25 protein-coding genes are annotated in these 24,160 nt (G+C 63.0%); 13 read left to right on the plus strand and 12 right to left on the minus strand.

The features are described from left to right. Nucleotides 1-183: 183 nt before the first annotated feature. The gene (locus tag RI444_RS10705) at nt 184-1,146 is read left to right on the plus strand and encodes a heme o synthase (protein ID WP_069694402.1); all 963 of its coding nucleotides are present in this window, start codon (nt 184-186) and stop codon (nt 1,144-1,146) included. A 6-nt stretch (nt 1,147-1,152) separates the two neighbouring features. Here RI444_RS10705 and RI444_RS10710 read toward each other — a convergent pair whose 3' ends face one another. The 4 genes from RI444_RS10710 to RI444_RS10725 form a co-directional block, all read right to left on the minus strand. Continuing rightward, nucleotides 1,153-2,127, minus strand: coding sequence for an IS481 family transposase (locus tag RI444_RS10710; protein WP_207604780.1), 975 nt, complete (start codon nt 2,125-2,127; stop codon nt 1,153-1,155). Between the two features lie 795 nt (nt 2,128-2,922). Continuing rightward, nucleotides 2,923-3,867, minus strand: coding sequence for a COX15/CtaA family protein (locus tag RI444_RS10715; protein ID WP_021470420.1), 945 nt, complete (start codon nt 3,865-3,867; stop codon nt 2,923-2,925). 22 nt (nt 3,868-3,889) lie between these two features. Further along, on the minus strand, nt 3,890-4,654 hold the full coding sequence (locus tag RI444_RS10720) for an ABC transporter permease (protein ID WP_021470421.1): 765 nt from the start codon (nt 4,652-4,654) through the stop codon (nt 3,890-3,892). After that, nucleotides 4,651-5,610, minus strand: coding sequence for an ABC transporter ATP-binding protein (locus tag RI444_RS10725; protein ID WP_062096852.1), 960 nt, complete (start codon nt 5,608-5,610; stop codon nt 4,651-4,653). Before RI444_RS10725 ends, RI444_RS10720 begins: the two co-directional genes overlap by 4 nt. Before the next feature lie 128 nt (nt 5,611-5,738). Here RI444_RS10725 and RI444_RS10730 point away from each other — a divergent pair, with 128 nt between their 5' ends. From RI444_RS10730 to RI444_RS10755, 6 genes are read left to right on the plus strand one after another with little or no spacing between them, the layout of a single operon-like run. Further along, nucleotides 5,739-6,542, plus strand: a complete 804-nt coding sequence (locus RI444_RS10730) for a helix-turn-helix transcriptional regulator (RefSeq protein WP_207605923.1) — start codon at nt 5,739-5,741, stop codon at nt 6,540-6,542. Beyond that, nucleotides 6,542-8,017 (plus strand): Fe-S cluster assembly protein SufB, encoded by a 1,476-nt coding sequence (gene sufB, locus RI444_RS10735; RefSeq protein ID WP_021470424.1) that lies wholly within the window; start codon nt 6,542-6,544, stop codon nt 8,015-8,017. Before RI444_RS10730 ends, sufB begins: the two co-directional genes overlap by 1 nt. A gap of 2 nt (nt 8,018-8,019) precedes the next feature. Then, complete coding sequence (gene sufD / locus RI444_RS10740; protein ID WP_021470425.1) at nt 8,020-9,324, plus strand: Fe-S cluster assembly protein SufD; 1,305 nt, start codon at nt 8,020-8,022, stop codon at nt 9,322-9,324. Nucleotides 9,325-9,377: 53 nt separating this feature from the next. After that, complete coding sequence (locus tag RI444_RS10745; RefSeq protein WP_021470426.1) at nt 9,378-9,734, plus strand: non-heme iron oxygenase ferredoxin subunit; 357 nt, start codon at nt 9,378-9,380, stop codon at nt 9,732-9,734. Between the two features lie 45 nt (nt 9,735-9,779). Continuing rightward, complete coding sequence (sufC, locus tag RI444_RS10750) at nt 9,780-10,565, plus strand: Fe-S cluster assembly ATPase SufC (protein WP_021470427.1); 786 nt, start codon at nt 9,780-9,782, stop codon at nt 10,563-10,565. Nucleotides 10,566-10,578: 13 nt separating this feature from the next. Continuing rightward, nucleotides 10,579-10,911 carry a metal-sulfur cluster assembly factor gene (locus RI444_RS10755; RefSeq protein WP_021470428.1) on the plus strand — a complete coding sequence of 111 codons (333 nt, stop codon included), beginning with the start codon at nt 10,579-10,581 and terminating at the stop codon, nt 10,909-10,911. Between the two features lie 78 nt (nt 10,912-10,989). Here the strand turns inward: RI444_RS10755 and RI444_RS10760 are convergent, their stop codons facing one another. Next, nucleotides 10,990-11,889 carry a neutral zinc metallopeptidase gene (locus tag RI444_RS10760; protein ID WP_021470429.1) on the minus strand — a complete coding sequence of 300 codons (900 nt, stop codon included), beginning with the start codon at nt 11,887-11,889 and terminating at the stop codon, nt 10,990-10,992. Nucleotides 11,890-11,950: 61 nt separating this feature from the next. Between RI444_RS10760 and RI444_RS10765 the strand changes: the two genes are divergently transcribed. Further along, nucleotides 11,951-13,342: a class I adenylate-forming enzyme family protein gene (locus RI444_RS10765; protein ID WP_062096853.1), complete on the plus strand. Its 1,392-nt coding sequence runs from the start codon at nt 11,951-11,953 to the stop codon at nt 13,340-13,342. Further along, complete coding sequence (locus tag RI444_RS10770; protein WP_021470431.1) at nt 13,314-14,555, plus strand: thiolase family protein; 1,242 nt, start codon at nt 13,314-13,316, stop codon at nt 14,553-14,555. Before RI444_RS10765 ends, RI444_RS10770 begins: the two co-directional genes overlap by 29 nt. Here RI444_RS10770 and RI444_RS10775 read toward each other — a convergent pair. The 3 genes from RI444_RS10775 to RI444_RS10785 are packed head-to-tail and all read right to left on the minus strand — an operon-like array spanning nt 14,552 to nt 16,553. Continuing rightward, nucleotides 14,552-15,202 carry an energy-coupling factor transporter transmembrane component T family protein gene (locus RI444_RS10775; protein ID WP_062096854.1) on the minus strand — a complete coding sequence of 217 codons (651 nt, stop codon included), beginning with the start codon at nt 15,200-15,202 and terminating at the stop codon, nt 14,552-14,554. The two genes, RI444_RS10770 and RI444_RS10775, sit on opposite strands and share 4 nt — an antisense overlap. Then, nucleotides 15,199-15,921: an energy-coupling factor ABC transporter ATP-binding protein gene (locus RI444_RS10780; protein WP_062096855.1), complete on the minus strand. Its 723-nt coding sequence runs from the start codon at nt 15,919-15,921 to the stop codon at nt 15,199-15,201. Before RI444_RS10780 ends, RI444_RS10775 begins: the two co-directional genes overlap by 4 nt. After that, nucleotides 15,918-16,553, minus strand: coding sequence for a biotin transporter BioY (locus tag RI444_RS10785; protein WP_207604781.1), 636 nt, complete (start codon nt 16,551-16,553; stop codon nt 15,918-15,920). Before RI444_RS10785 ends, RI444_RS10780 begins: the two co-directional genes overlap by 4 nt. 275 nt (nt 16,554-16,828) lie before the next feature. Between RI444_RS10785 and RI444_RS10790 the strand changes: the two genes are divergently transcribed. Beyond that, the gene (locus tag RI444_RS10790; RefSeq protein WP_021470435.1) at nt 16,829-18,427 is read left to right on the plus strand and encodes an ABC-F family ATP-binding cassette domain-containing protein; all 1,599 of its coding nucleotides are present in this window, start codon (nt 16,829-16,831) and stop codon (nt 18,425-18,427) included. Between the two features lie 24 nt (nt 18,428-18,451). On the opposite strand, the gene RI444_RS10795 is transcribed toward RI444_RS10790, so the two are convergent. The 4 genes from RI444_RS10795 to RI444_RS10810 are packed head-to-tail and all read right to left on the minus strand — an operon-like array spanning nt 18,452 to nt 20,548. Further along, nucleotides 18,452-18,937, minus strand: a complete 486-nt coding sequence (locus RI444_RS10795; RefSeq protein WP_207604782.1) for a YbaK/EbsC family protein — start codon at nt 18,935-18,937, stop codon at nt 18,452-18,454. Then, complete coding sequence (locus tag RI444_RS10800) at nt 18,921-19,787, minus strand: SURF1 family protein (RefSeq protein ID WP_207604783.1); 867 nt, start codon at nt 19,785-19,787, stop codon at nt 18,921-18,923. Before RI444_RS10800 ends, RI444_RS10795 begins: the two co-directional genes overlap by 17 nt. After that, the gene (locus RI444_RS10805; RefSeq protein ID WP_021470438.1) at nt 19,788-20,057 is read right to left on the minus strand and encodes a hypothetical protein; all 270 of its coding nucleotides are present in this window, start codon (nt 20,055-20,057) and stop codon (nt 19,788-19,790) included. Further along, on the minus strand, nt 20,054-20,548 hold the full coding sequence (locus tag RI444_RS10810) for a DUF3099 domain-containing protein (protein ID WP_062096857.1): 495 nt from the start codon (nt 20,546-20,548) through the stop codon (nt 20,054-20,056). The genes RI444_RS10805 and RI444_RS10810 overlap by 4 nt, the downstream gene beginning before the upstream one ends. A gap of 151 nt (nt 20,549-20,699) precedes the next feature. On the opposite strand from RI444_RS10810, the gene RI444_RS10815 reads away from it, so the two are divergent. From RI444_RS10815 to RI444_RS10825, 3 genes are all read left to right on the plus strand, one after another. Further along, complete coding sequence (locus tag RI444_RS10815) at nt 20,700-21,425, plus strand: beta-ketoacyl-ACP reductase (protein ID WP_021470440.1); 726 nt, start codon at nt 20,700-20,702, stop codon at nt 21,423-21,425. Between the two features lie 117 nt (nt 21,426-21,542). After that, nucleotides 21,543-22,295: an SDR family oxidoreductase gene (locus RI444_RS10820; RefSeq protein WP_207604784.1), complete on the plus strand. Its 753-nt coding sequence runs from the start codon at nt 21,543-21,545 to the stop codon at nt 22,293-22,295. A 292-nt stretch (nt 22,296-22,587) separates the two neighbouring features. Beyond that, entirely contained in the window at nt 22,588-24,120 is a 1,533-nt protein-coding gene (locus RI444_RS10825; RefSeq protein ID WP_021470442.1) for an ATP-binding cassette domain-containing protein, read from the plus strand. Nucleotides 24,121-24,160 lie beyond the last annotated feature (40 nt).

Consider the following 24,160-nt stretch of genomic DNA (forward strand, 5'->3'; position numbering starts at 1 on the left):
TTTTATGAATCACCATGGCGTCAGCCGGTAGTGAAGAGTCAGAAACATTGGCGTATTTTGCGGACATGGGCCCGCTTCCGGCCACGGTATGATATTTGGAGGCCTCCAGCGGCTCGCGCGCCCGCGGTTCATTCCGCGAATCAGGACGCTGCCGCTGCGCAAACCCCGAGAGCATAGAACAGAGTGACTGCCGTCGTGAGCACAACTGATACGCCCGTCAACGCGACCCCGGCCCGGGGGAGCATTGGATTTTCCCGCAAGCTCAAGGCGTATCTGGCTCTCACCAAACCGCGCGTCATAGAACTCCTTTTGGTGAGCACGTTGCCCACCATGATCTTTGCCCAGCGGGGATTCCCGTCCATCGGGCTCATGCTGGCAACCCTCGTGGGTGGTGCCTTCGCTGCCGGCAGCGCAGGCGTGTTCAACTGCTACATCGACCGCGATATCGACAAACTCATGCACCGCACGGAGAAGCGGCCGTTGGTCACCGGTGAGGTCAGCCCGCGTGAAGCGATTGTCTTCGCATGGCTCCTCGGTGCGGCCGCCATCGCCATCCTGTGGTTCGGCGCCAACCCGCTCTCCGCTTGGCTGGGCCTCGGCGCGATCGTTTTCTACGTGGTCATCTACACGATGATCCTCAAGCGCCGCACCGCCCAGAACATCGTCTGGGGAGGCGCGGCAGGTTGTTTCCCTGTCCTCATCGCATGGTCCGCAGTCACCAACACCGTTGAGTGGCCGGCCATTGTACTGTTCATGGTGATTTTCCTGTGGACTCCGCCGCACTATTGGCCGCTGTCCATGCGCTACGGCGAGGACTACCGGAACGCCAAGGTCCCCATGCTCGGGGCGATTGCGGGCGCCAAGGTCGTCTCGGTGCAGGTTGTCCTTTACGCCTGGGCCATGGTGGCCTGCTCGCTGCTGATGATTCCGGTGGGTGGAGCAGGGTGGGTTTACACCATCGCGGCCGTTGCCACCGGCGCCTGGTTCCTCTACGAAAGCCACGCCCTCTACAAACGGGCACAGGGCGGGGACGTCTCCAACAAGGGCGCAATGAAGGTTTTCCACGGCTCCATCAGCTACCTGACACTGCTCTTCATCGCCTTGGCCGTCGACCCGTTCGTCGGTTCACCCCTCATCGGCGGCTAGTTGTACTCAGCCAACAGGTTGGTTACACCTGCTGATGGGTGGTTTGCCTCCGAGGCTGCCGTGGGGCCGGTGGTTGTTGTAGAAGTCTAGCCATGGTTGCAGGGCGTCGGTGCGGGCCTGGTTGGAGGTGAAGGGCTGCCGGTATGCCCAGCCTTCCTGGAGTGTGCGGTTGAAGCGTTCTGCTTTGCCGTTCTGCCATGGGTGGCGGGGTTTGATCAGGATGTGTTTGGCGTCCAACTGTGCCAGTGCGGCCTGGAAGTCGCGGGAGAGCCTGTAAGCGAAGGCGTTATCGGTCATGACCCGGCGCACGGGTGCTCCGTTGGCTGCCATGGCCGCCGCAGCCCGGATTAGGAAGCCGGCACAGGTAGGCCCTTTCTCGTCGGGCAGTACCTCGGCGTAGGCGAAGCGGGAGTGATCATCGACTGCGACGTGAACGTAGTCAAAGCCCAGCTTCTGGCCCGAGGAACGGTGGTTGGCCGGGTTCTGCGCGGGGTCTGTCCGCCATCCGCCGCCCTCGGGGATCCGCCCGAGTTTCTTGACGTCAACGTGGATCATGTCTCCCGGGGCGTCCCGTTCGTAGCGGCGGTCTGTGGCCCGGGAAGCACGAATCCGCGTCCCGGTGACCGGATCCAGGTCCCACAGCCTGGGCATGCGGGCCCGGGCCAAAATCCGGGAGACGGTTCGGGCGCTGACGCCGCAGCGCTGGGCCAAATCCACTGGACCTTCCCGGTGCTTTATCCGCTGGGCAACAACATCGGCAACCACCCTCTGCGGGGTGGCGCGCGGGCATGACTTAGGTCTGGAGCTGCGATCCTCTAGCCCGTCCCAGCCATGGGTCCTGTAGCGGCTGACCCAGCGGTGGGCGCACGTCCGGGAGATACCCAGTTCCTTAGCCACGTGAGCAATGGGACGGCCCGACAGGACGCGCTCGATGATGATCCGCCTACCGGTCGGTGTCAGGCGGGCGTTACGGTGGGACATGAAGACCTCTTAGATTCAGTTGGCAGTTGTGGTAACCACCAACCTAAGAGGTCTTCACTCTTCTCACGGTGTAACCAACCTGTTGGCTGAGTACAGCTGGTCGCCTAAAGCGGCCCAACCCGCCACACCCCGACGTCGACGCTCGCCCCTGAGCGTCGACGTCGGGCTTTGTTGTTGCTCGCCCAACGTTCCTCTTTCACATCCCAGCCCGGGTGGCCGTTTCCTCTCCCACATCCCAACCCGGGTGGCCGTTTCCTCTCCCACATCCCAACCCGGGTAGCCGTTTCCTCTCCCACATCCCAACCCGGGTAGCCGTTTCCTCTCCCACATCCCAACCCGGGTAGCCGTTTCCTCTCCCACATCCCAACCCGGGTAGCCGTTTCCTCTGGCACATCCCAAGGCACTTAGCCACATCCTCTGCGACTGAGGCCGTCCGGTCATGTCGCCCAGACGCCGGCAACGTAAAAAGCCCGACGCCGGCACTCCGGCGTGAGTTTTCGTGATCACCGCCCGAGATCAGACCCCAAGCCGTCCCGCATGCTGAGCATATGTGCCAAGAATTCCACCTCGAATTTGAAGTCCTGCCGGAAGCCCCCCCGGATGCAGTTGCCCAAGTCCCGTCTACGTCATGGGAGAGCATCCTCGGAAACCCCGACGGTACGTGACAGAGGAACGCCCAAAACCCCGACGGGACATGACAGAGGAACACCCAAAGCCCGACGGGAAGTGACAGAGGAACGCCCAAACCCCGACGGGACATGAAAGAGGAACGCCCGAGTTACAGGGCGCCTCCGGCTACTTAACGGGGCTGGCCTTGGCGAGGTCTGCAGCGTTGGTCGAGGCACTCATGAGCAGTGCCGCACCCAGCATGTGGGCACCCACCAGCAGCGCGGGGATGCCGTTGTAGTACTGCGTGAAGCCAATGACGGCCTGGAGAGCTGTGACCGCGAGCATGAGGAAGGCAGCCGTACGGAAGGGGCCGCTGATTTTGTGCCGCAACACCAGGTAGACGGCGAACAGCGAGCCAGCCGTGATGACGTAGGCCGGGATGGCATGGATGTGGGAGAACAGGTCCCAGTCGAGGTTGTTCCGGGGAGCGTCGGCGTCGCCGGCGTGGGGGCCGGCACCCGTCACCACCACGCCGAGCATGACCGCGATGGTGGAGAAGACCAGGACGGCCATCATCGCGGGACGGAGGATGGACGGGAGCGGTGCAAGCGTCCTGTTCATGAACTGCCCGGTCCGGCCAAATGCCCTGTTGACCAGGAGCGTGGCAACGACAACCAGCGCCATGGAGACGAGGAAATGCAACCCGACCACCCACGGGTTGAGGCCGGAAAGGACCGTGATGCCACCGATGATTGCTTGCGCAGGGATGCTTGCGAGCAGGCCCAAGGCAAGCAGGAAGAGGTCCCGGCGTTCCTTGCGGAGGTTCCACAAGTAGACGAGCATCAACGCGGCTACCGCGGCAAGGGCGAACGTCAGGAGCCTGTTGCCGAACTCAATGAAGCCATGAATGCCCATCTCAGGGGTGTTGACCAGGGAGTCATCGGTGCAACGCGGCCAGGTAGGGCAGCCCAGCCCGGATGCGGTCAGGCGCACGGCTCCGCCGGTGACTACAAGGACTGTCTGGCCGATCAAGGAGAGGACCGCCAGGCGGCGTACGGTGCGGTTCACCTCCGTGGGCAGCTTGGACGTAAGCCGCTGTACGGTCTTTGGTAGGCGCGATGCCGTGCTCACAGGATTCTCGATTCTTCTGGGGTCAGTTCCACTTGAACCAGCGGATGGCTGCGGCTCCGGCAAGAACCGTCCACAGCAAGAGGACTACGACGGCGGGGACGGGTACCAATCCGTACTGGAAAGCGTCCCGGAGTGCTTCTCCCAACGCCCCGGAGGGCAGGAAATGCACGATGGCCTGGGCGAGGCCCGGCAAGCGTTCGGCGGGAACCACAATGCCGCCCAGTGCGCCCAGCAGGATCCACAACAAGTTGGTGATGGCCAGCGTTGCCTCGGGACGGACGGTGCCCGCTACCAGGAGGCCCAGGGCCGTGAAAGCCGCGGCGCCCAAAACCAGGATCGCGAGCCCGGGAAGCCAACCGGACGGGTGGGGTTGCCACCCCAGGAACGCTGCGATGACGCCGACCACCACCACCTGGAGGAACAACACCACCAACACCGCGAGGATCTTGCCGGCGATGAGCCCGCCGCGGCCCAGGGGAGTGGTGGAAAGGAACCGAAGTACCCCGTAGCGGCGGTCGAAGCCGGTGGCGATTCCTTGTCCGGTGAACGCCGTGGACATGGCGCAGAGGGCAAGGATGCCGGGGGTGGCGATGTCCACACGCGCACCGCCCAAACCGTCCAGCAGCGGCGTGACAACCAATCCAAGCAATGCAAGGAGCGGCAGGATGATGGCCAGGATGAGTTGCTCGCCGTTGCGGAGCATGGTGATGGTCTCGTAGCGTCCCTGCTGCAGGATGCGTCGCGTCAGGGATGCGGGACCGGCATTGGTGCCGAGGAGCGGGCTCATCGAAGATCCCTTCCGGAGATATCCAGGAATACGTCCTCGAGGCTCCGTGCCTCAAGGCGAAGCGATGCAGGCAAGATGTCCTTTTCCGCCCACCAGGCTGCCAGCGAAGCCAGGTCCGCCGGTGTTAGTGCCCCGCTGACGGTAAAACTTCCCGCACGGGTTTGCGTCACCTGCAGTCCGGCACTGAGGGCAGCTCCCAGTTCGAGCCCTGGCGGAATGTCGAAGTACAGGGTCCTGTCAGCGATATCCGCTGAATGCTCCTGGGCCAGCAACTCCGCGACAGTGCCTTCGGCGACGTTGTGGCCGCCGTCGATGATGTAGACGTAATCGGCCAACCGTTCCGCGTCATCCATCAAATGGGTCGTCAGGACAATTCCCATGCCGGCGTCGCGGAGCTCGGCAATGAGCTCGAAGACGATCTGGCGCGACTGCGGATCCAGTCCGGCGCTCGGCTCGTCGAGGAAGAGGATCTCGGGGTTGCCCACCAGGGCTGCCGCCAGGGCCAGCCGCTGCTTCTGCCCACCGGAGAGGCGGCGCACGGACGTCCGGCTGAACTGGTCGATGCCCAAACGGTCAACAAGGCGGCCCAGCTCCATGGGCTTTTGGTACATGCCGGCAATATGCCGCAGCAGCGGCAGGGGACGGGCCGACGGCGGGAGGCCGCCGTCCTGGAGCATCACGCCGACGCGGGACCTCAGTTCCGCACCTGCGGTATCAGGATCCTGGCCAAGGAGGGAGATGGTGCCCCCGGTGCGTTTTTGCAGTCCTTGTGCGCATTCCAGGGTGGTGGTCTTACCGGCCCCGTTGGCACCCAGGAGCGCGGTGATTTCGCCGCGACCGGCCACAAGGGAAAGGTCACTCACTACACGGAGCATCTTGCCGTCGAGGGAGGCCAGGGGGCCCACATCCTTGACGAGTCCGTCTATGCTGAGGACAGGGGAGTCGGTGGATCGCACCAAAGTATTCTACGCGAAGTAGTACGGTCACATGCGGTTGGTAAGGTGAGGTCAGTCTCGCCTTACTAGAGACCGGAAACAAATTACGACATGATTATGTTGTGTATTCCGTGAGCACCCCCGTTTCCATGCCATCAAAGCGGCATGCGGCACCAGCCGGAGCCCCCATGGCGGCTCCCGCGCTGCCGGACGCTGAAGATCGCACGCGCGATCGCGTGCTCAGCGCCGTGCTCGAAAACGGTCCGGTCAGCGCCGCCGAACTGGGCGATCTACTCGGTTTCACGCCGGCGGCTGTCAGGAGGCACCTCGACCACCTTGAGCGCAACGGCGTCATAGAGGTGAAGCGGGTAGCGAAGGCAGGCTCCGGCGCCGGTCGCCCGGCACGCCGCTATGTCCTCAGTTCCCAGGGCCAGTCAAAGCTCGGGGACGATTACCTGAACATCGCAAGCTCGGCCCTGCGGAAGCTTGAGGCCATTGCCGGAGCAGACGCCGTCCGTGAGTATGCGGAAGAACGTTTCGCTGAGCTGGAGAGCCGCTACGCACCCGAGGTGGAAGCTGCCGGGGACGACATCACCTCGCGCGCCATGGCACTGTCCCAGGCACTCAGCCGCGACGGCTACGTAGCGTCGGCACACTCGATTGAAGCCAAAGCTCCGTTGCCCGCCGAATTCTCCAGCGTCCAGTTGTGCCAGGGCCATTGCCCAATCCAGCAACTGGCTGCCGAATTCCCGGTGTTCTGCGATACGGAGACCAAAGTGTTTTCCCGTTTGGTGGGCGTCGACGTGCGCCGGCTGTCCACTTTGGCGCAAGGCGGTCACGTCTGCACCACCCATATACCTACCGGGCGCCCCTCGGCCACAGTGCTCCCCGGCACTGCAGTGCCGGCGGGAAGCCCGTCCCGGGAATCAAACAACCAGCAAGAAAGGCCGTGATGACGGGTCAATTAGCTGAAGGAACAGCAGAGAAGGCAGTAGCTGACGGCACTGTGATCTCGGAGATTCTGGAAAAGAATCCCGAGTTGCACGGTATCGGCAACTACGAATACGGCTGGGCCGACAAGAACGACGTCGGCGCCAATGCCCGCCGTGGCCTGAGCGAGGAGGTTGTCCGTGACATCTCCGAGAAGAAGAGCGAGCCCGAATGGATGCTCGACCTGCGCCTGAAGGGCCTGAAGTACTTCGATCGCAAGCCCATGCCTACCTGGGGTGCAGACCTCTCCGGCATCGACTTCGACAACATCAAGTACTTCGTCCGGTCCACGGAGAAGCAGGCTGCAACGTGGGAAGACCTCCCGGAGGACATCCGGAACACCTACGAGAAGCTCGGCATCCCCGAAGCTGAGCGCAGCCGCCTCGTTTCAGGTGTGGCCGCCCAGTACGAGTCCGAGGTTGTCTACCACCAGATCCGTGAGGACCTGGAAGCCCAGGGCGTCATCTTCCTGGACACGGATACCGCACTGAAGGAGCACCCGGAAATCTTCCAGGAGTACTTCGGCACGGTCATTCCGGTGGGTGACAACAAGTTCGCTTCGTTGAACACCGCGGTCTGGTCCGGCGGTTCCTTCGTTTACGTGCCCAAGGGTGTCCACGTAGAGATCCCGCTGCAGGCCTACTTCCGCATCAACACGGAGAACATGGGCCAGTTCGAACGTACGCTGATCATCGCGGACGAAGACTCCTACGTGCACTACATCGAAGGTTGCACGGCTCCGATCTACACCTCGGATTCACTGCACTCGGCCGTTGTGGAGATCATCGTGAAGAAGGGCGCCCGCGTCCGCTACACGACCATCCAGAACTGGTCCAACAACGTGTACAACCTCGTCACCAAGCGCGCCATCTGCGAAGAAGGCGCCACCATGGAGTGGGTCGATGGCAACATCGGTTCCAAGGTGACCATGAAGTACCCGGCGGTTTACCTGGTTGGCGAGCACGCCAAGGGCGAAACCCTGTCCATCGCCTTCGCCGGTGAGGGGCAGCACCAGGACACCGGCTCCAAGATGGTCCACATCGCGCCGAACACCAAGAGCTCCATCATCTCCAAGTCGGTGGCCCGCGGTGGCGGCCGTGCTGCCTACCGCGGCCTGGTCCAGGTCCGCGAGGGCGCAAAGCACTCAGCCAACACGGTCCGCTGTGATGCCCTCCTGGTGGACACGATCTCCCGTTCGGACACCTACCCGTACATCGACATCCGCGAGGACGACGTCGTACTGGGCCACGAAGCCACCGTTTCACGCGTCAGCGAAGAGCAGCTGTTCTATCTGATGTCCCGCGGCATGCCGGAGGACGAGGCCATGGCCATGATCGTGCGCGGCTTCATTGAGCCGATCGCCCGCGAGCTGCCCATGGAATACGCCCTTGAGCTGAACCGCTTGATTGAACTTCAGATGGAAGGATCCGTCGGTTAACAATGACTGATATCACTACCGAAAAGGCCCGTATCGGCGCGCCTTCAGCCCAGCCCTTTATCGACGGCTTCACGGAGGAGGGCGAGAATCTTTCGCCCATCAACGCGTCAGGTTCGACGGCGGAACAGCCTTCCGCAGGTCCGCTCGCGGGCGCTTCGGCCAAGAGCCATTCGCATGGCGGCGGCGTCGGCGTTCCGGACAGCTCCCGGGCCGGTCGTTTGACCTCTTATGAACTGAACGATTTCAAGGCATTGACCGGCTTGGAAGAAGACTGGCGCTTCACGCCGCTTCGCCGCCTGCGCGGCCTCCACACTGAGGCCTTGACCGGCGCAGCTCCCACCACCACTGTGTCCGCCCCTGCCGGTGTCACGGTGGAGACCGTGGGCCGCGATGACCAGCGCATCGGCCTGGCCGGCATTCCGGAAGACCGGGTTTCCGCCAACGCCTGGGCAAACTTCAAGGAAGCCACGGTCATCACGGTTCCTTCGGAGACGTCGCTTGAGTCGGAGATCACGGTGACCCTCGCGGGCGCCGGCACCGAGGCAGCTGCCCAGCACGTGGTTGTCGTTGCGCAGAAGTTCTCCAAGGCCGTGCTTGTCCTGGGCCATGAAGGCTCCGCAGTCGTGTCCGAGAACGTGGAGATCATCGTCGAAGACGGCGCCGACCTCACGGTCGTTTCCCTGCAGGAATGGAACGACGACTCCGTTCACGCGTCGTCGCAGCAAGCGAAAATCGGCCGCGATGCCAAGTTCAAGCACATCGTGGTCAGCCTTGGCGGCGACCTAGTCCGGGTTACGCCGACGGCACGCTTTGCCGCCCCCGGTGGCGAGGCCGAACTCTTCGGCCTTTACTTTGCCGATGCAGGACAGCACCTGGAGCACCGCACCTTTGTTGACCACGCGCAGCCCAACTGTGTGTCGAACGTCCTGTACAAGGGCGCTCTCCAGGGCAAAGGTGCGCACACCGTGTGGGTTGGCGACGTTCTGATCCAGAAGAACGCCGAGGGCACTGACAGCTACGAGAAGAACCAGAACCTGGTCCTGACCGATGGCTGCCGCGCTGACTCCGTGCCGAACCTCGAGATCGAAACCGGCCTCATCGAGGGTGCGGGCCATGCCAGCGCCACCGGCCGTTTTGATGATGAGCACCTGTTCTACCTCATGGCGCGCGGTATTCCGGAAGATGTTGCCCGCAGGCTCGTGGTCCGCGGCTTCCTCAACGAAATCATCCAGAAGATCAAGGTCCCGGCCATCGAGGAACGCCTGACCGCTGCGGTTGAGCGCGAACTCGCTGCGACAGACAACTAACTCACTGCGTCAGACAACTAGCGTCTCCCGACACGACAGGCAACAGAACAAACATGAGTGATCACATCAAGGGCGAACTGGTTTGCAACGCCAACGACATCAAGGTCAAGCAGGCGTTGCGTGTCCTGATCGACGACTACCCGGTAGCCATCGTCAAGGACTCGATGGGCGAAATCCACGCCGTCGGCGACACCTGCTCGCACGCTGACATCTCATTGTCCGAGGGCGAGGTCGAGGGCTGCGCCATCGAATGTTGGGGCCACGGTTCCCAGTTCGACCTGCGCAGCGGCCAACCCCTTCAGTTGCCTGCCTACGACCCCGTCCCCGTTTTCGCCGTCACCATCGATGGCGACGACGTCTACGTGGACGTGACCAACGTTGTGAACGGCGCCCCGGTCAACAACTACTGAGCGCGCCGAGTACCTCCAGACTTACGAACGGAAAGAAAGAAGAGCATGTCTACTCTTGAGATCAAGGACCTGCACGTCAGCATCGAGACGGAGCAGGGCACCAAGGAGATCCTGAAGGGCGTCAGCCTGACCATCAGGACCGGCGAAACCCACGCCATCATGGGGCCGAACGGCTCGGGCAAGTCCACCCTTGCCTCCACCATCGCAGGCCACCCGCGTTACACGGTCACCAGCGGCAGCATCACCCTCGACGGCGAAGACGTCCTGGAAATGAGCGTCGACGAGCGTGCCCGTGCGGGCGTCTTCCTGGCGATGCAGTACCCGGTTGAGGTTCCGGGCGTCACCATGACGAACTTCCTGCGCACCGCCAAGACCGCCATCGATGGCGAGGCCCCTGCCCTCCGCACCTGGACCAAGGATGTCAAGGCTGCCATGCAGGAACTCCGCATCGACGCCGACTTCGCCCAGCGCAACGTCAACGAAGGCTTCTCCGGTGGCGAGAAGAAGCGCGTCGAGATCCTTCAGCTCGAGCTCTTCAAGCCGAAGTTCGCTGTCCTGGATGAGACTGACTCCGGCCTTGACGTCGACGCACTCAAGGTTGTCTCCGAAGGTGTGAACCGCGCCCATGCACAGGGCAACATGGGCACCCTGCTCATCACCCACTACACCCGCATCCTGCGCTACATCAAGCCGGACTTCGTCCACGTATTCGTTGACGGCCGGGTTGTCGAAGAAGGCGGCCCGGAGCTCGCCGACCGACTCGAAGAAGAGGGTTACGATCGCTACGCCGCAGGTTCGGGCGTCGCTGTTGCTCCTGCCGCTCAGGCCTAGTTAGGATCACCTTATGACCGAAATCAACGCTGCGCGCACCAGCCTCGAGGACGTCGAGGAAGCGCTCAAGGACGTCATCGACCCCGAACTCGGTGTCAACGTCGTTGACCTGGGCCTGCTCTACGGGCTCAAGTACTCCGATGAAGACGGCGCGCTCCTGATCGACATGACACTGACGACGGCGGCCTGCCCGCTGACCGACGTGTTGGAAGAGCAGGTGGGCAAGTCCTTGGACGGCATCGTCGATGACTGGCGCCTGAACTGGGTATGGATGCCGCCATGGGGTCCCGAGCGGATCACCGACGACGGCAAAGACCAGATGCGGGCCCTCGGCTTCAACATCTGATCAAACTTTCCGCTGAATGCGGACACAAAGAATGGCTCCGGGCATTGTGCCCGGAGCCATTTTGCGTGGTGGCAACCGCTATGGCACTGCAACGCCGAACGTGTCGCACTTGTTGATGTCGCCGGTGGAGTAGCCCTGGTAGAACCACTTCTGCCGCTGTTCGCTGGAACCATGGGTCCAGGATTCGGGTGAGACCCTGCCCGTGGCCGCTTGCTGGATGCGGTCATCGCCGACGGCGGATGCAGCCGACAGGGCATCCTGCAGGTCTTCCTGCGTGATGGGATCCAGGAAGGGCTGGCCCGTGGCTGGGTCCGCCTGCGAGGAGGCGTGGCGGACCCAGAGCCCTGCGTAGCAGTCGGCTTGGAGTTCCACGCGAACGGCTCCGGACTGCGGTCCCTGCGGATCCTGCTGGGCGCGGTCCAGGTTGCCGAGGATGTTCTGCACGTGGTGTCCAAACTCATGAGCCACCACATACTCCTGGGCCAGTGGCCCGCCGGAGGAACCGAATCGGGTGACCAGTTCGTCAAAGAAGCCCGGATCGAAGTAGGCCTTAACGTCCGCCGGGCAGTAGAAGGGGCCAACGGCAGTCGTGGCCGCTCCACAGCCGGTGTTGGTGGCCTGGTCGAAGATGACGGTTCCCGGCTGCGAGTACCGGACGTTGTAGTCGGCGAGGTATGTAGGCCAGAAAGCGTTGAGGCTGTTCACGGTTCCCGTGATGCGGCAATCCAGGCGCTTGTCGGCGTCGGCGCCTGTCCGGCATTCGTTGACACCGCCGCCGCTGCCGCTTTCTATGGCCGGCGGCTGGCTGCCGCCACCCAGGTCCCCAAGGATGTTGGGATTGAAGCCAAGGAGCGCCAGTAGCAGTACTACGATCCCGCCACCGATTCCGCCTCCGATCTTGGTCCCACGGCCCAGCCCGCTGCCGCGTCTGTCTTCTACCTGCGATGGATCAAGCTGTGCGCCGTCATTGAAACTCATACAGTCAGAATAGACGTCACTATTGGTGTCCGATGGCGCACACTGCCGTAAAATTGCGGGGATGCCTTTCCTGAACAACCTTCAACTGTGGGCCGATGACCGCCCCCACCACACTGCCGTGGTGGTCGGGCGCAGCAGGCTCTCCTGGTCGGAGTTGCGCGACGCAGCAACCGGGTTGCTCGCCACCACGTCCGACACCACGGTCCTCGCCGAGCGAAATTCCACGGAGTTCGTGGCCCGTTACGCTGCGGCTTTGGCGGGGGAGCGCCGGTGCGCGGTCCTGGATCCGTCGTGGCCGCCGGCGATGATCGACGAAGTCGCCTCGCGCATCACGGGATCGGGCCGGGATTCCGGCGGAGTGCTGTGTGACGGCGATCCTTCATCGACGTTCCTTGTCGGACTCACGTCCGGAACCACCTCGGTGCCAAAGGCGTTCACCCGTTCGAGGCATTCGTGGCGCGTTTCCTTCGACGCCTCCATCGAATTCTTCGGTCTCACGCAAGACGACCGCACCCTCGCCGCAGGTCCACTTTCTTCCAGCCTCAACCTTTATGCCTTGTCAGAGTGTCTCTACGCCGGCTCGGCCTTCTACACCCTTGAATCCTTTGACGTCGGCGATGCCCACGCCGCGATCAGCCACGACGGCATCACGCGGTTGATCGTGACGCCGACCATGCTGCGTTTGCTGAGCGAACGCGGCCTGGCCGGCGACGTGGATGCCTCCGGCGTCCGCAGCATCATCTGCGCAGGTTCCAAGCTGGATGCACGCACCCTTGAAGCGGCCCGCAGGTGGGCACCAAACGCAGCGCTCTACGAGTACTACGGAGCGTCCGAGCTCAGCTTTGTTTCCGGAACCCGCTTGGCAGCGGGTCAACCTCTGGACGTTGGAGGAACGGGCATCGGGCGCCCGTTCCCGGGGGTGGAACTGAGCATCCTGGATGATGACGGAGTGCCCGTGCCGGACGGCGCACACGGCAACATCAGCGTCCGCAGCGGAATGGTCAGCAACGGGTACCTCTGGGGTGACGACGGTCAGGCCCTCCGGTGCTTGGACGGGTGGTACACCGTTGGGGACCAGGGCTACCTTGAAGGCGGCGTGCTCCACATTCTTGGGCGGCGTTCGGACATGATCATCACGGCCGGGAAGAACGTTTATCCGCACGAGGTCGAACTTGCCTTGGCGTCGGTTCCGGGGATTGAGGTGGCCGTTGCGGCAGGAGCACCGGATGACGTCCGCGGCCAAAAGGTGATTGCCGCCGTCGTACCCGCCTATGGCGCCGTCACTGCGACGCAATTGCGTACCGGACTTGACGGTCTGCTGGCCAGGGACAAATGGCCGCTGCAGTACTACGTCCTTTCCGAACTGCCCATCACTGATCGGGGAAAGATCAGTCGTTCGCTCCTGTTGGACTGGATAAAAAACCATGATGCCCGCATCCAGCCCCTTCACTGACCAGTCCGGGGCGTCGGGGCAGAACGACCGCTTAGCGGACATCGACCCCTCCCGCCAGCCGGTGATCATCGCCGCGCTCCGTACACCGGTATGCAGGGCGAACGGCGCCTTGAAGAGACTCCGTGCCGCCGATCTGCTGGCGCCCGTGTTGTCAGCCTTGATGGAACAAACGGGTGCTGAGCCTGCGGACGTGGACGACGTCATGATGGGCAACGCGGTGGGCGGTGGCGGCAATGTGGCCCGGTTTGCCGCCCTCCAGGCAGGCCTGCCTGTCTCCGTCCCCGGCATCACGGTGGACCGGCAGTGTGGTTCCGGTTTGGACGCCATTGCCCTGGCTTCGCGGCTTGTGGCCGCCGGCGGCGATCCACTGTACCTGGCGGGCGGCGTGGAGAGCGTCAGTACCGCTCCGGCCCGAGCCCACAGGAATGACGACGGCGGACTGGACTTCTACTCGCGGGCCGCCTTCGTGCCGCCTACCTTCGGTGACCCGGACATGGGCGTGGCGGCCGAGAACGTCGCCCGGCACTTCGCGATCAGCCGCGACCGGCAGGACGACTTTGCCCTCCGAAGCCACCAGCGGGCAGTCGCTTCGGCAGCTGCAGGCACCTTCCTTGCCGAAACAGTGCCCTTGGACGTCGACGGCCGGCCAGTAACCGCGGACGACGGCCCCAAGCCCAACCTTCGTCCTGCGCTGATGGCGCGCTTCCCGGCAGCTTTTGTACCGGAAGGTTCCGTCACGGCCGCGAACTCCTGCTTCGACGCTGACGCAGCGGCCGCCGTCGTCGTCACCTCCCTGCGACGGGCCCGCCTCATGGGTGTGAAGGACGGGCTGCTTGTCCTGGACAGCGGCACTTCAGGGGTCGACCCACAGTTGCTCGGCATCGGGGCAGCTTTCGCGGCGGAGCAGTTGTTGGCACGCCACGGCATGAATCCGGAGCAGCTGGACCTGGTCGAATTCAATGAGGCTTTCGCCTCGCAGACGCTGGCTTGCCTCGACCATCTGGGCATTGACGCTGCACGTGCCAACCTCGATGGGGGAGCACTGGCCTTGGGGCATGCCTACGGCGCCTCGGGCGCGGTCCTGGTAACCCGGCTGCTGGCGCAGGCGCGGCGGGACTACGAACTTCGGCAGCGGGAAGTCACGGGTATTGCGATGATCAGCATCGCCGGGGGCATGGGTACCGCGGCCTTGGTGAAGTACCGTCGGTTCTAGCCCCGGCCCGGAGGCGGTTCCGGGTAATCGTCGGCTTCGCCGAGGCCCCGTGCGGCCAAGGCGTCGCCCGTCTGCCGCGCATAGGCAACAGTGCTAATGAACACCGGCAGGATGAGGGCCTTCGGGTTTCGTTCCAATCCGCGTGCACGCGCCGCATCCCGCACATCGCTGAAGGCACCGGCTATGAACGGGATACTCCGGAGCATGATGGCGATGGTGAGGGCAAAACGTTCCGGATCCGCGCCCCAGCGCTGGAAGGGCCGGGCCAACCGGACCACTCCGTCCAACAGGTCCTGGACCGGGGTAGTGGCCGTCAGGATGGACGCCGCCACCACGCACACCAGAACGTTCAGCACGATGCGTGCAGCCGTAGGGCCGCCCAATTGCCACCACTGGAATGCCCCGATGACAAGGAGGATCGGCGCTACCAGCCATACAGCCCGCAGGAGCCTCCGGAAGCCGGCCCCCGTGAGCAGGAAGATCCCGCACAAAAGTGCCAGGACCAGCAGGGATACCAGCCAGTCGACGATCAGGAAAGAAGCAGCGCCGCATGCAGCCACCACAAGGAACTTGGCCCAGAGGGGAGTGCGGTGGACAAGCGAATCTCCACGGACATAGTTCGCCAGCAGGAAGCCGTGCCCCCTCATCGGCCCGGACCCTCCAGGCTCGCCGCGCACAGCGCACGGTAATGTGCCACCGCAGCGGACGGACCGCCGTCGAACACAATCCTCCCGGCTTCGACCACCAACACGCGGTCCATGTCGGCGGCGAGGTCCAGATCGTGCGTGGACATGATGACTTGTTGCTCCAGGCCGGACATGGTGCGGCGCAGCAATTCGCGGTTCCTGAGGTCCAGCAGCGTGGAAGGCTCGTCGAGGACCAGAACCGCGGGGTCGACCGCCAGCACGGCTGCCAGCGCGAGCAGTTGCCGTTCCCCGCCCGAAAGTTCGTAGATACTCTGGTCCGCCAGGTGCAGGATTCCAAACCGTTCCAGAACGGACTCTGCGCGGGAAGCCCGCTCCTGCCTGTTTTTGATGCTGCGCCTCAGCGACAACTCGACGTCCTCGCGGCCTGTTGGCATCACCAGTTGGGAGAGGGGATCGGTAAAGACGAAACCGACGTTTGCCCTGACCTTGCGGACGTCGTGGACGGTGTTGTGGCCGTGGACCACAACTGATCCTTGGCTCGGCTCCACGAGCCCATTGACCAGGCGCAGCAGCGTGGACTTCCCGGAGCCGTTGGCCCCGATGACGCCGATCCGTCGTTCGCGCAGATCGAGGCTTACATCCTGCAGCAGCGTCTTGGGCGCGTCGCTGCCATCTACTGCGACGGCGACTGAGACGTTGCTGAAGTTGATGGAGTTCATGAAGAAGTGGAGCCTGCCCTTTTAACCCGGCGCACCAGGACGTCAGGAAATGCCTTATGAAGTGCCACCGCGATAATTACCGCGAGGACATTCTTCAGGATATCTCCCGGGTAGAACGGAAGGTCCGCGAGGAAGGCCTTGGGAAGGTCAAGCTTGCCGTTAACCATCATGCCCACGATCCCCAGTGCGTGGATGATCAGGACGCTGCTGGCCATGGTGGCTGCAAAGAATAGCGCCGCACGGAACCGAACGGTCTTGCGGATGATCAACGACGTCAAGTACCCGGTGGCTGCCGCGGCCAAGGGAAAAGCGATGATATAGCCGGCAGACGGTGTTGCCAGGATGCCAAGTCCGCTGCGTCCGCCGCTGAAGATGGGTAGGCCGGCTAGTCCCAGCAGGACATAAAGCCCGACGGCGGCGAACCCCCTCCCTGCGCCCAGCACCAGTCCGCTGAGCATCACCGTCAACGTGACAAGCGTGATCGGCACCCCGAGGGCGCCGACCGGGATGCCGGGAACGATGGCGGAGGTGGCCACGAGGGCCGCGAAAACGGCCACGAGTCCGAGGTCGGTGGCGTTCCAACGGCGACGGGCCGCTGCGCCGGGGCCCTTGGTGGAATGGGTCTGGGTCATTGGGGATCCTCTGCGGAAAAGTTGGTGCGTTTTAAGCGGGCACTGCCCACTCTTTCGAGGGTACGGAGCGCGGCGGCAGGCCATTTTGGAGCCTCTCCACAAAGACCGGCCGCGGTTCTTTGGAGAGTGGGGCAGTGTTCCGGGAAATATCCGTCGTGTTTGTTGGCCTCCAGCCTGCCGGTAGACTTGATAAGGCTGTTCTCACAGCAGTTCCCGCCGCTTCCACCGGATTGTCCGGTGCCGCAGGCGTTCCCCGTTGAAAGGCATCACCCGAATTGATTAACGTCCAGGACCTAGAACTTCGTGCCGGCGCACGCCTGCTGATGGACCAGGTCAACTTCAGGGTGGACAAAGGGGACAAAATCGGACTTGTCGGCCGCAACGGTGCCGGCAAGACTACTCTCACCCGTGTACTCGCCGGGGAAGGCCTGCCTGCCGGCGGCAAAGTCACCCGGAGCGGGCAAATCGGCTACCTCCCACAGGACCCGCGCACCCCGGACATGGAACAGCTGGCGCGGGACCGCATCCTGTCGGCCCGTGGCCTGGACGCCGTCGTCGGCAAGCTCAAGAAGGCCCAGGCCGAGATGTCCAGCGAGGACGCCGCCGTCCAGCGCAAGGCCATGAACCGTTACGACCGGCTTGAAGCTGAGTTCCTGGCGGGGGGCGGATACGCAGCCGAGGCTGAAGCTGCTGCCATCTCCTCAAACCTTGCACTGCCTGAGCGCATCCTGAACCAGCCGCTGAAGACCCTCTCCGGTGGCCAGCGGCGCCGCGTGGAACTCGCCCGCATCCTCTACTCGTCCGCCGAGACGCTGCTGCTGGACGAACCGACCAACCACCTCGACGCCGACTCGATCAGCTGGCTGCGTGACTTCCTTAAGAACCACCAAGGCGGCTTGATCGTCATCAGCCACGACGTTGAGCTGCTCGAAGCGACCGTAAACAAGGTCTACCACCTCGACGCCAACCGTGCCCAGATCGACTACTACAACATGGGCTGGAAGCGGTATCTCCAGCAGCGCGAAACTGACGAGCGCGCCCGCCGGCGCGAGCGTGCCAACGCCGAAAAGAAGGCCCAGGTCCTTTTGGACCAAGCCAACAAAATGCGCGCGAAGGCCACCAAAGCCGTGGCGGCCCAGAACATGGCCAAGCGTGCCGAGCGTCTGTTGAGCGGACTTGAGGCGGTGCGCGAGCAGGACCGCGTAGCAGCCCTGCGCTTCCCTGAGCCCTCGCCCTGCGGCAAGACTCCGCTGACCGCCGAGGGGCTGAGCAAGTCCTACGGGTCTTTGGAAATCTTCACGGACGTTGACCTGGCCATCGACCGGGGCTCCAAGGTGGTCATCCTGGGCCTCAACGGTGCAGGCAAAACGACGCTGCTGCGCATGCTCGCGGGAGTGGACAAACCGGATACGGGAGAGATCATCCCGGGCCACGGGCTCAAGGTCGGCTACTACGCGCAGGAACACGAAACCCTGGACCACGACCGCACGGTGCTCGAGAACATGCGTTCCTCCGCGCCCGATATGAAGGATGCGGAGGTCCGGGGGATCCTGGGTTCCTTCCTCTTCTCCGGTGACGACGTCGACAAGCCTGCCGGAGTGCTCTCCGGCGGTGAGAAAACCCGCTTGGCCTTGGCTACGATCGTCGCTTCCAGCGCGAACGTGCTGCTGCTGGATGAGCCCACCAACAACCTCGACCCCGCCAGCCGCGCGGAAATCCTGGGCGCCCTGAAGAATTACACTGGAGCCGTCGTCATGGTCAGCCACGACGAAGGAGCCGTTGCAGCGCTCAATCCGGAACGCGTTGTGCTGCTTCCCGACGGCGTAGAGGACCTTTGGAACGAGGACTACCTCGATCTGATCACGCTGGCGTAAGCCCGCGCCGCGGGCGCAGCCGGGCTAACGGACGTCGAGTTCTTCGGCGTCGGTGATTCGCCGCAGGTCCTCGTAGGTAATGGAGAACATCGAGTGATGGTCTCCTGCGCCTGCCCACAGTTCGTAGTGAACCCTCAATGAGTTGTCCAGGATGGTACGGATCTTTGCGGGGTGGCCCACTGGTGCCACGCCGCCCACTTCCTGGCCGGTGTGCGCCAGGACGAATTCGGGTTTGGCGCGGCGGATCTGTCCCGTTTCCAGCCGGCGGGCGACGTATGCCGTGTCGACTTTCGCTGCGCCGCTCGCCAGGATCAGAAGAGGTTCGCCGTCTACCTCAAATATGAGGCTGTTGGTGATGGCAGCGACCTCACAGCCCAAAACGGAAGCTGCGGCTGCCGCCGTCGGAACTTCCTCGTCGAAGATCCGTACGGTATCCGCAACGCCAAGCGCCGTGAGCGCCGCCTTGACCGACAGGACCGGCTCCGGGATCTTTTCAGTAACCTTGGGCATCCAGAATCGCGTCTTCCTCTTCTTCCGACGTGGGCTTCTTGTTTCGCCGGGGGGCCGGTGCCGGCCGCTTCCGGGGACCTGCAGCGGCGATGACGTCGTCGTCTTCATCGTCCTCAGCATCGATTGCCGCGTTACGTGCCTGTTGGCGGGCAGCGTAGCCGAAGCCGATGAACATCAACACTCCGAAAGCGAACCACTGGAGTGAGTATGAAAGGTGGGTTCCCTCTTCAGTGGCCGGCTTGGGAAACGGCGTAGGCATCGGCTGCACAGGGGGAGTCTCACTTGCCAGCTGCCCGTAGGCACCCGTTTCGATGGTGTACGGCAGTTCCTCGGCAAATCCCGGAAGGTCGATGGAAGCGAGTTGGCCTTCCACCGCGCCGCGGTCCAGTTTCGGCTCGGACGGCTTGAGGCGGGCGACGACCGTGACCTCACCTGCAGGAGGCGATGGAACGACGTCGGGCCTTCCCGGAGTGTTGTTGCCAATCGGTAGCCAGCCGCGATCGATGATCACTGTTTCGCCGGTGGTCAGGCGGAATGGAACAACGACGTCGTAGCCGGGTTGGCCATTGAGCGGCCTGTTGCGGACTACCCGCTGCCCGTCGACGTCATAGCTGCCGCGCAACTCCACCTGGGTCCATTCACGGTCCGGATCCAAGTGGCGGAACTGGTCCTTTACATCGGCGAATGGCATCGGGGTAGCTGAGTAGTTGCTGACGACGCGATCAATCTCAGCCAGTGTCTCGGCGCGCCGATCCATCTGCCAGCGGCCAAGGAAGACGCACGCCGTCGCGAAGATGACGGCCAGGACAAAGTAGCCCAGCCACTTGCTGGAAAACAGGAAACGGTACATTCAGGCTGTCCCGCCCACTGACGCTGCCGCGGATCCGAAAGGCACGGTTTCCTTCCACAGACCCCGCGTTTGCAGGTAATCCTCAAGCCAGGCCCGGTGCTCGTTGCATGCGAGCCATACCTTGCGGCGTTCAGGTGTATGGATTCTGGGGTTGTTCCACAGGAGCTGCCAATCGGCCGCTGCCCGGCACCCCTTGCGCGAGCATTGTTCAGGCGCCGCGGCGCGCGGGGATTCCTCGCCGCCCAAGCCGCCGAGGTTGAAGATGTTCATGAAGCTGCCCGTTCGTCGCCGGCGTTCCCGGCTTCCTCTGATGCATCGTCGCCCGCGGGAGTTTCGTCATCCGCCAGTTCGCCCTGGAGGAGGGTGACGGAGTCATCCGCTTCGGGTTCCTCATCGCTGCCGGACTGGCTGGTGCCTTCAATCTCCGGCACGGCGACGTAGTCCAGCAATGAATCACTGTGGACTTCGGCTTTGTCGCTGCCGTTGGCAATAACCACCGCGATCCAGGGCAGGAAGACAGCTCCAGCCACGGCGAGGATCTTGAACCAGCCATCCACTACGAAAATGAGGACGATGCAGACCATGCGAATGCCCATGGCTATTGAATACTTGATCATGCGTTCGCGCATGTCCTCGGAGTGTGCAGCTGCTGCATCAGTGATGCTATGGACCTCGGGGTCGCTCGAGTAGGCGTCCGGATCCCCGGGCACCTGCTGCAGGGGACTGTTCTCTCGTGTCACAGCTGAATAATCACGCTCCAAAGGCTCCCGTTAATTCTCTCACCGATCCGATGAGTCACCCAAACCGCGCTGGCAGAAGCGGTTACCAGCGCGTTGCGGGAGGCGGCGGCTAAGATCGAGGCAGGAAATCCCTCGTCATCGCGGTAGAGTCCGCAGAATTCGGAGCCCATTCATGCCTGAAGCAGTACCCAGCGGCCGCAGCGTCCTTATTACCGGCGGTAACCGCGGAATCGGACTGGCCATTGCCGAGTCTTTCCTCGCAAATGGAGACAAGGTAGCCGTTACCTACAGGAGCGAAACGGAGTTGCCTGAAGGCATCCTGGGGGTCAAAGCCGATGTGACGGATGAGGCTTCCATTGATGCAGCCTTCAAGATCGTGGAAGAGGCCCACGGCCCGGTGGAGGTTCTGGTGGCCAACGCCGGAATCACCAAGGACACTCTTCTCCTGCGCATGAGCGAGGACGACTTCACGTCGGTTCTGGACACCAACCTGACAGGCGCCTTCAGGGTCATCAAGCGGGCTTCCAAGGGAATGATCCGTTTGCGCAAGGGCCGGGTGATCCTGATCTCCTCGGTCTCCGGCCTCTACGGCGCTCCGGGCCAGATCAACTACTCCGCTTCCAAGGCCGGAATGGTGGGCATGGCGCGTTCGCTGACGCGGGAGCTGGGCAGCCGAGGCATTACGGCAAACGTCGTAGCACCGGGGTTCATCAACACGGATATGACGGCTGAGCTTCCGGAAGAGACCCAGAAGTCCTACCTTGCCAACGTTCCTGCGGGGCGTTTCGCGGAGGCTTCGGAGGTGGCCAACGTTGTGCGCTGGGTTGCGAGCGATGAGGCGGCTTACATCTCCGGCGCCGTTATTCCCGTTGACGGCGGCCTTGGCATGGGCCACTAGCGCCGACGCACCGGGACAAACAATTTGTGGGGGCTCCACAACACGCATTCCGCTTTGCCACCGGCAGGATGGAAGCAGGGCCCAAAGATGTGGAAGAAGTGAACAGAAGGAGCACGCATGGGAACGCTTGATAACAAGACAGCCATTGTGACGGGATCCTCCCGCGGCATCGGCGCAGAGGTTGCCAAGATCCTCGCGGCCGAAGGTGCCGCCGTCGTCGTCAACTACCGCCAGAAGGCGCCCCGCGCCAATAAGGTGGTGGCTGATATCCAGGCTGCGGGCGGTCGCGCTACAGCAGTGGGCGCAGACCTCACCACGGAAGAAGGCGTTCACGCCCTCGCCAGTACGGCCATGGAGGAATTCGGCTCCCTCGACATCCTGGTGTTGAACGCCTCCGGCGGCATGGAATCCGGGATGGAGGAGGGGTACGCCCTGAAGCTGAACCGTGATGCACAGATCAACATGCTCAATGCTGCAGTTCCGCTCATGCCGGAGGGCTCCCGGGTGGTTTTCGTCACCAGTCACCAGGCGCATTTCGTTGAGACCGTGCCAACCATGCCCGAGTACGAGCCAGTTGCCAAGAGCAAGCGGGCCGGGGAGGACGCCCTGCGCGCCCTGCTGCCTGACCTCGCCAACAAAGGCATCAAGCTGGTGGTGGTGTCCGGGGACATGATCGAGGGCACGGTGACCGCGACGCTCCTGGACCGTTCAAATCCCGGCGCCATCGAGGCCAGGCGCGCCGAGGCCGGGAAGCTGTACTCGGTGGAAGAGTTTGCCGCCGAAGTAGCCAAGATGGTCACCGCGGACGTCGAATCGGGACACACCGAATACGTAGGCGGCGCTGACTACTTCGGGAAGTCAGAGCAGTAAAGCCTTTTCAAGAGGGGGTCCGGGACAAAATGCCCCGGGCCCCCTCTTTTGTTGTTGACCACACTTTCCGCTGCGTGGGATTGGAGTCACTTACCAATTCAATAAAAGTTCCATCTTTTCCCATCACGTTTTGTGAGTTTCTGTTTCAAGAACCATTTTTTGCATTACAAAGTCTCTTCTGATTGACTCGGCAATGTGCTCCGTTCGTGAATGCGCCCCACCGCCCGGACCGATGCGCACCAAAAGAATTTCTCCGGCCGCCAGCGCCGATTTCGCGAAACCAGGAGCTTTTGTGGACCTTCTCTTGCACGTGGACGATATCCGTGCGTCACACGACCAGCGGCGCATCCTTCGCGGTGTAGGCTTTTCGCTGCACCGTGGAGAGATTCTGGGATTGATAGGCACCAACGGGGCGGGTAAAACCACCTTGATGGACGTCCTGACCGGCTCCCATCTACCCAACGGCGGGCGCATGAGCCTCGCCGGCGAAAACTTCAACCCGGACTCCTTGGAAGCAGCCCAGGCCTGCGGCGTAGGCCTCATTCCCCAAAATTTTCGGCTTGATCCTGAACAGACCGTCGCCAAGGCTATCTTCCGCAGGACGTTCCAGGCCGCTAAGCCCCATCCCGAGCTCCGGGCCCAGGCAGCAAAGCTCATCGCGGAGGTGGGGGTGGACCTGGACCCTGACGCGAAAGTAGGAGTCCTGGTCCGCGCCGAGCAGGCCCTGGTGGAAGTCCTCCGTATGGTGGCGGAAGAGGCACAGTTGGTCATCATGGACGAGGTCGCGGCTTCCTTGCCGGACCACGATGTAGCAGTGCTGCACAAGGTACTGCGGATGCTGACAGGCCAAGGACGCGCCATCATCTACATCACCCACCGGTTGGATGAAGTGCGCTCGATTGCCCACCGCATTGCTGTTCTCCGCGAAGGCGTCGTGCACCGGATCCTTGATGCGTCCCAGTGCACCGTGGAAGAGCTCGCCCTCCTCCTGCTGCAGAAAGAACCCGAGAGCTCCGACCGCCCCAACGGCCTCCTTGAAGATCAGGAGGTTCTGCGGGTAGTCAACCTCAGCGTGGCGGAAGACATTCGGGACGTGACGTTCACCGTGGCCAAGGGCGAAATCTTTGGCCTGGTGGGTACCCATCGCTCGGGAACTTACGCCCTCGTTGAAGCCCTGGCAGGCGTCCGCGCCATGACGTGCGGGGAAATCCATGTCAATGGCGAGCAGGTGGATCTTCAGTCCGAAACTGACGCCCGGCACAGGAAGATCGGGTTCCTCCCGGATTCGGACCATAACTTCCACGAGGACCCCAGCATCGCCGAGGAACTCCAGCAGGGCCGGAACCGTCAGGCTGGAGCATCCTCGGTGGAGGATGAGGTCAGCCAGCTGCGCGGCGTGATCGATGTCGTTCAGCAGATGCGCATCAAAACCGGCAACATCCAGGGGACAATGAGCACGCTGTCAGGCGGGGACCACCAGAAAGTGCGCCTGGCCCGGTGGATGGCCGCAGAGTGCGACATCCTGATCCTTAGCCACCCCAGCCGGGGCATAGACATTGGCGCCAAAGAGATTGTCTACAGGATGCTCCGTGAGCTATGTGAAACGGGAGTGGCCATCATCCTCCATTCCTCCGACTTGTCCGAGCTCGTCGGATGGTGCCACCGGATTGGCGTGATGCGCGACGGTGAGCTGGTATCCATCGAAGCCAATGCGAACACCAATGAGGATGTCCTGGTGCACCACATGCTGGGTGACAAGTTCGCGTCAGGGAACAGCCCGGCCCGTCGTTCAAAAGGCGTGACAGACACGCTCCTGCCGGGATGACAGAAGGCCGCCGGGTAGCGAGGTTCTTCCGCTGCCCGGC

The organism is Paenarthrobacter sp. AT5 (assembly GCF_032764245.1).
In the GTDB taxonomy this organism is placed as follows: Bacteria; Actinomycetota; Actinomycetes; order Actinomycetales; family Micrococcaceae; genus Arthrobacter; species Arthrobacter ureafaciens.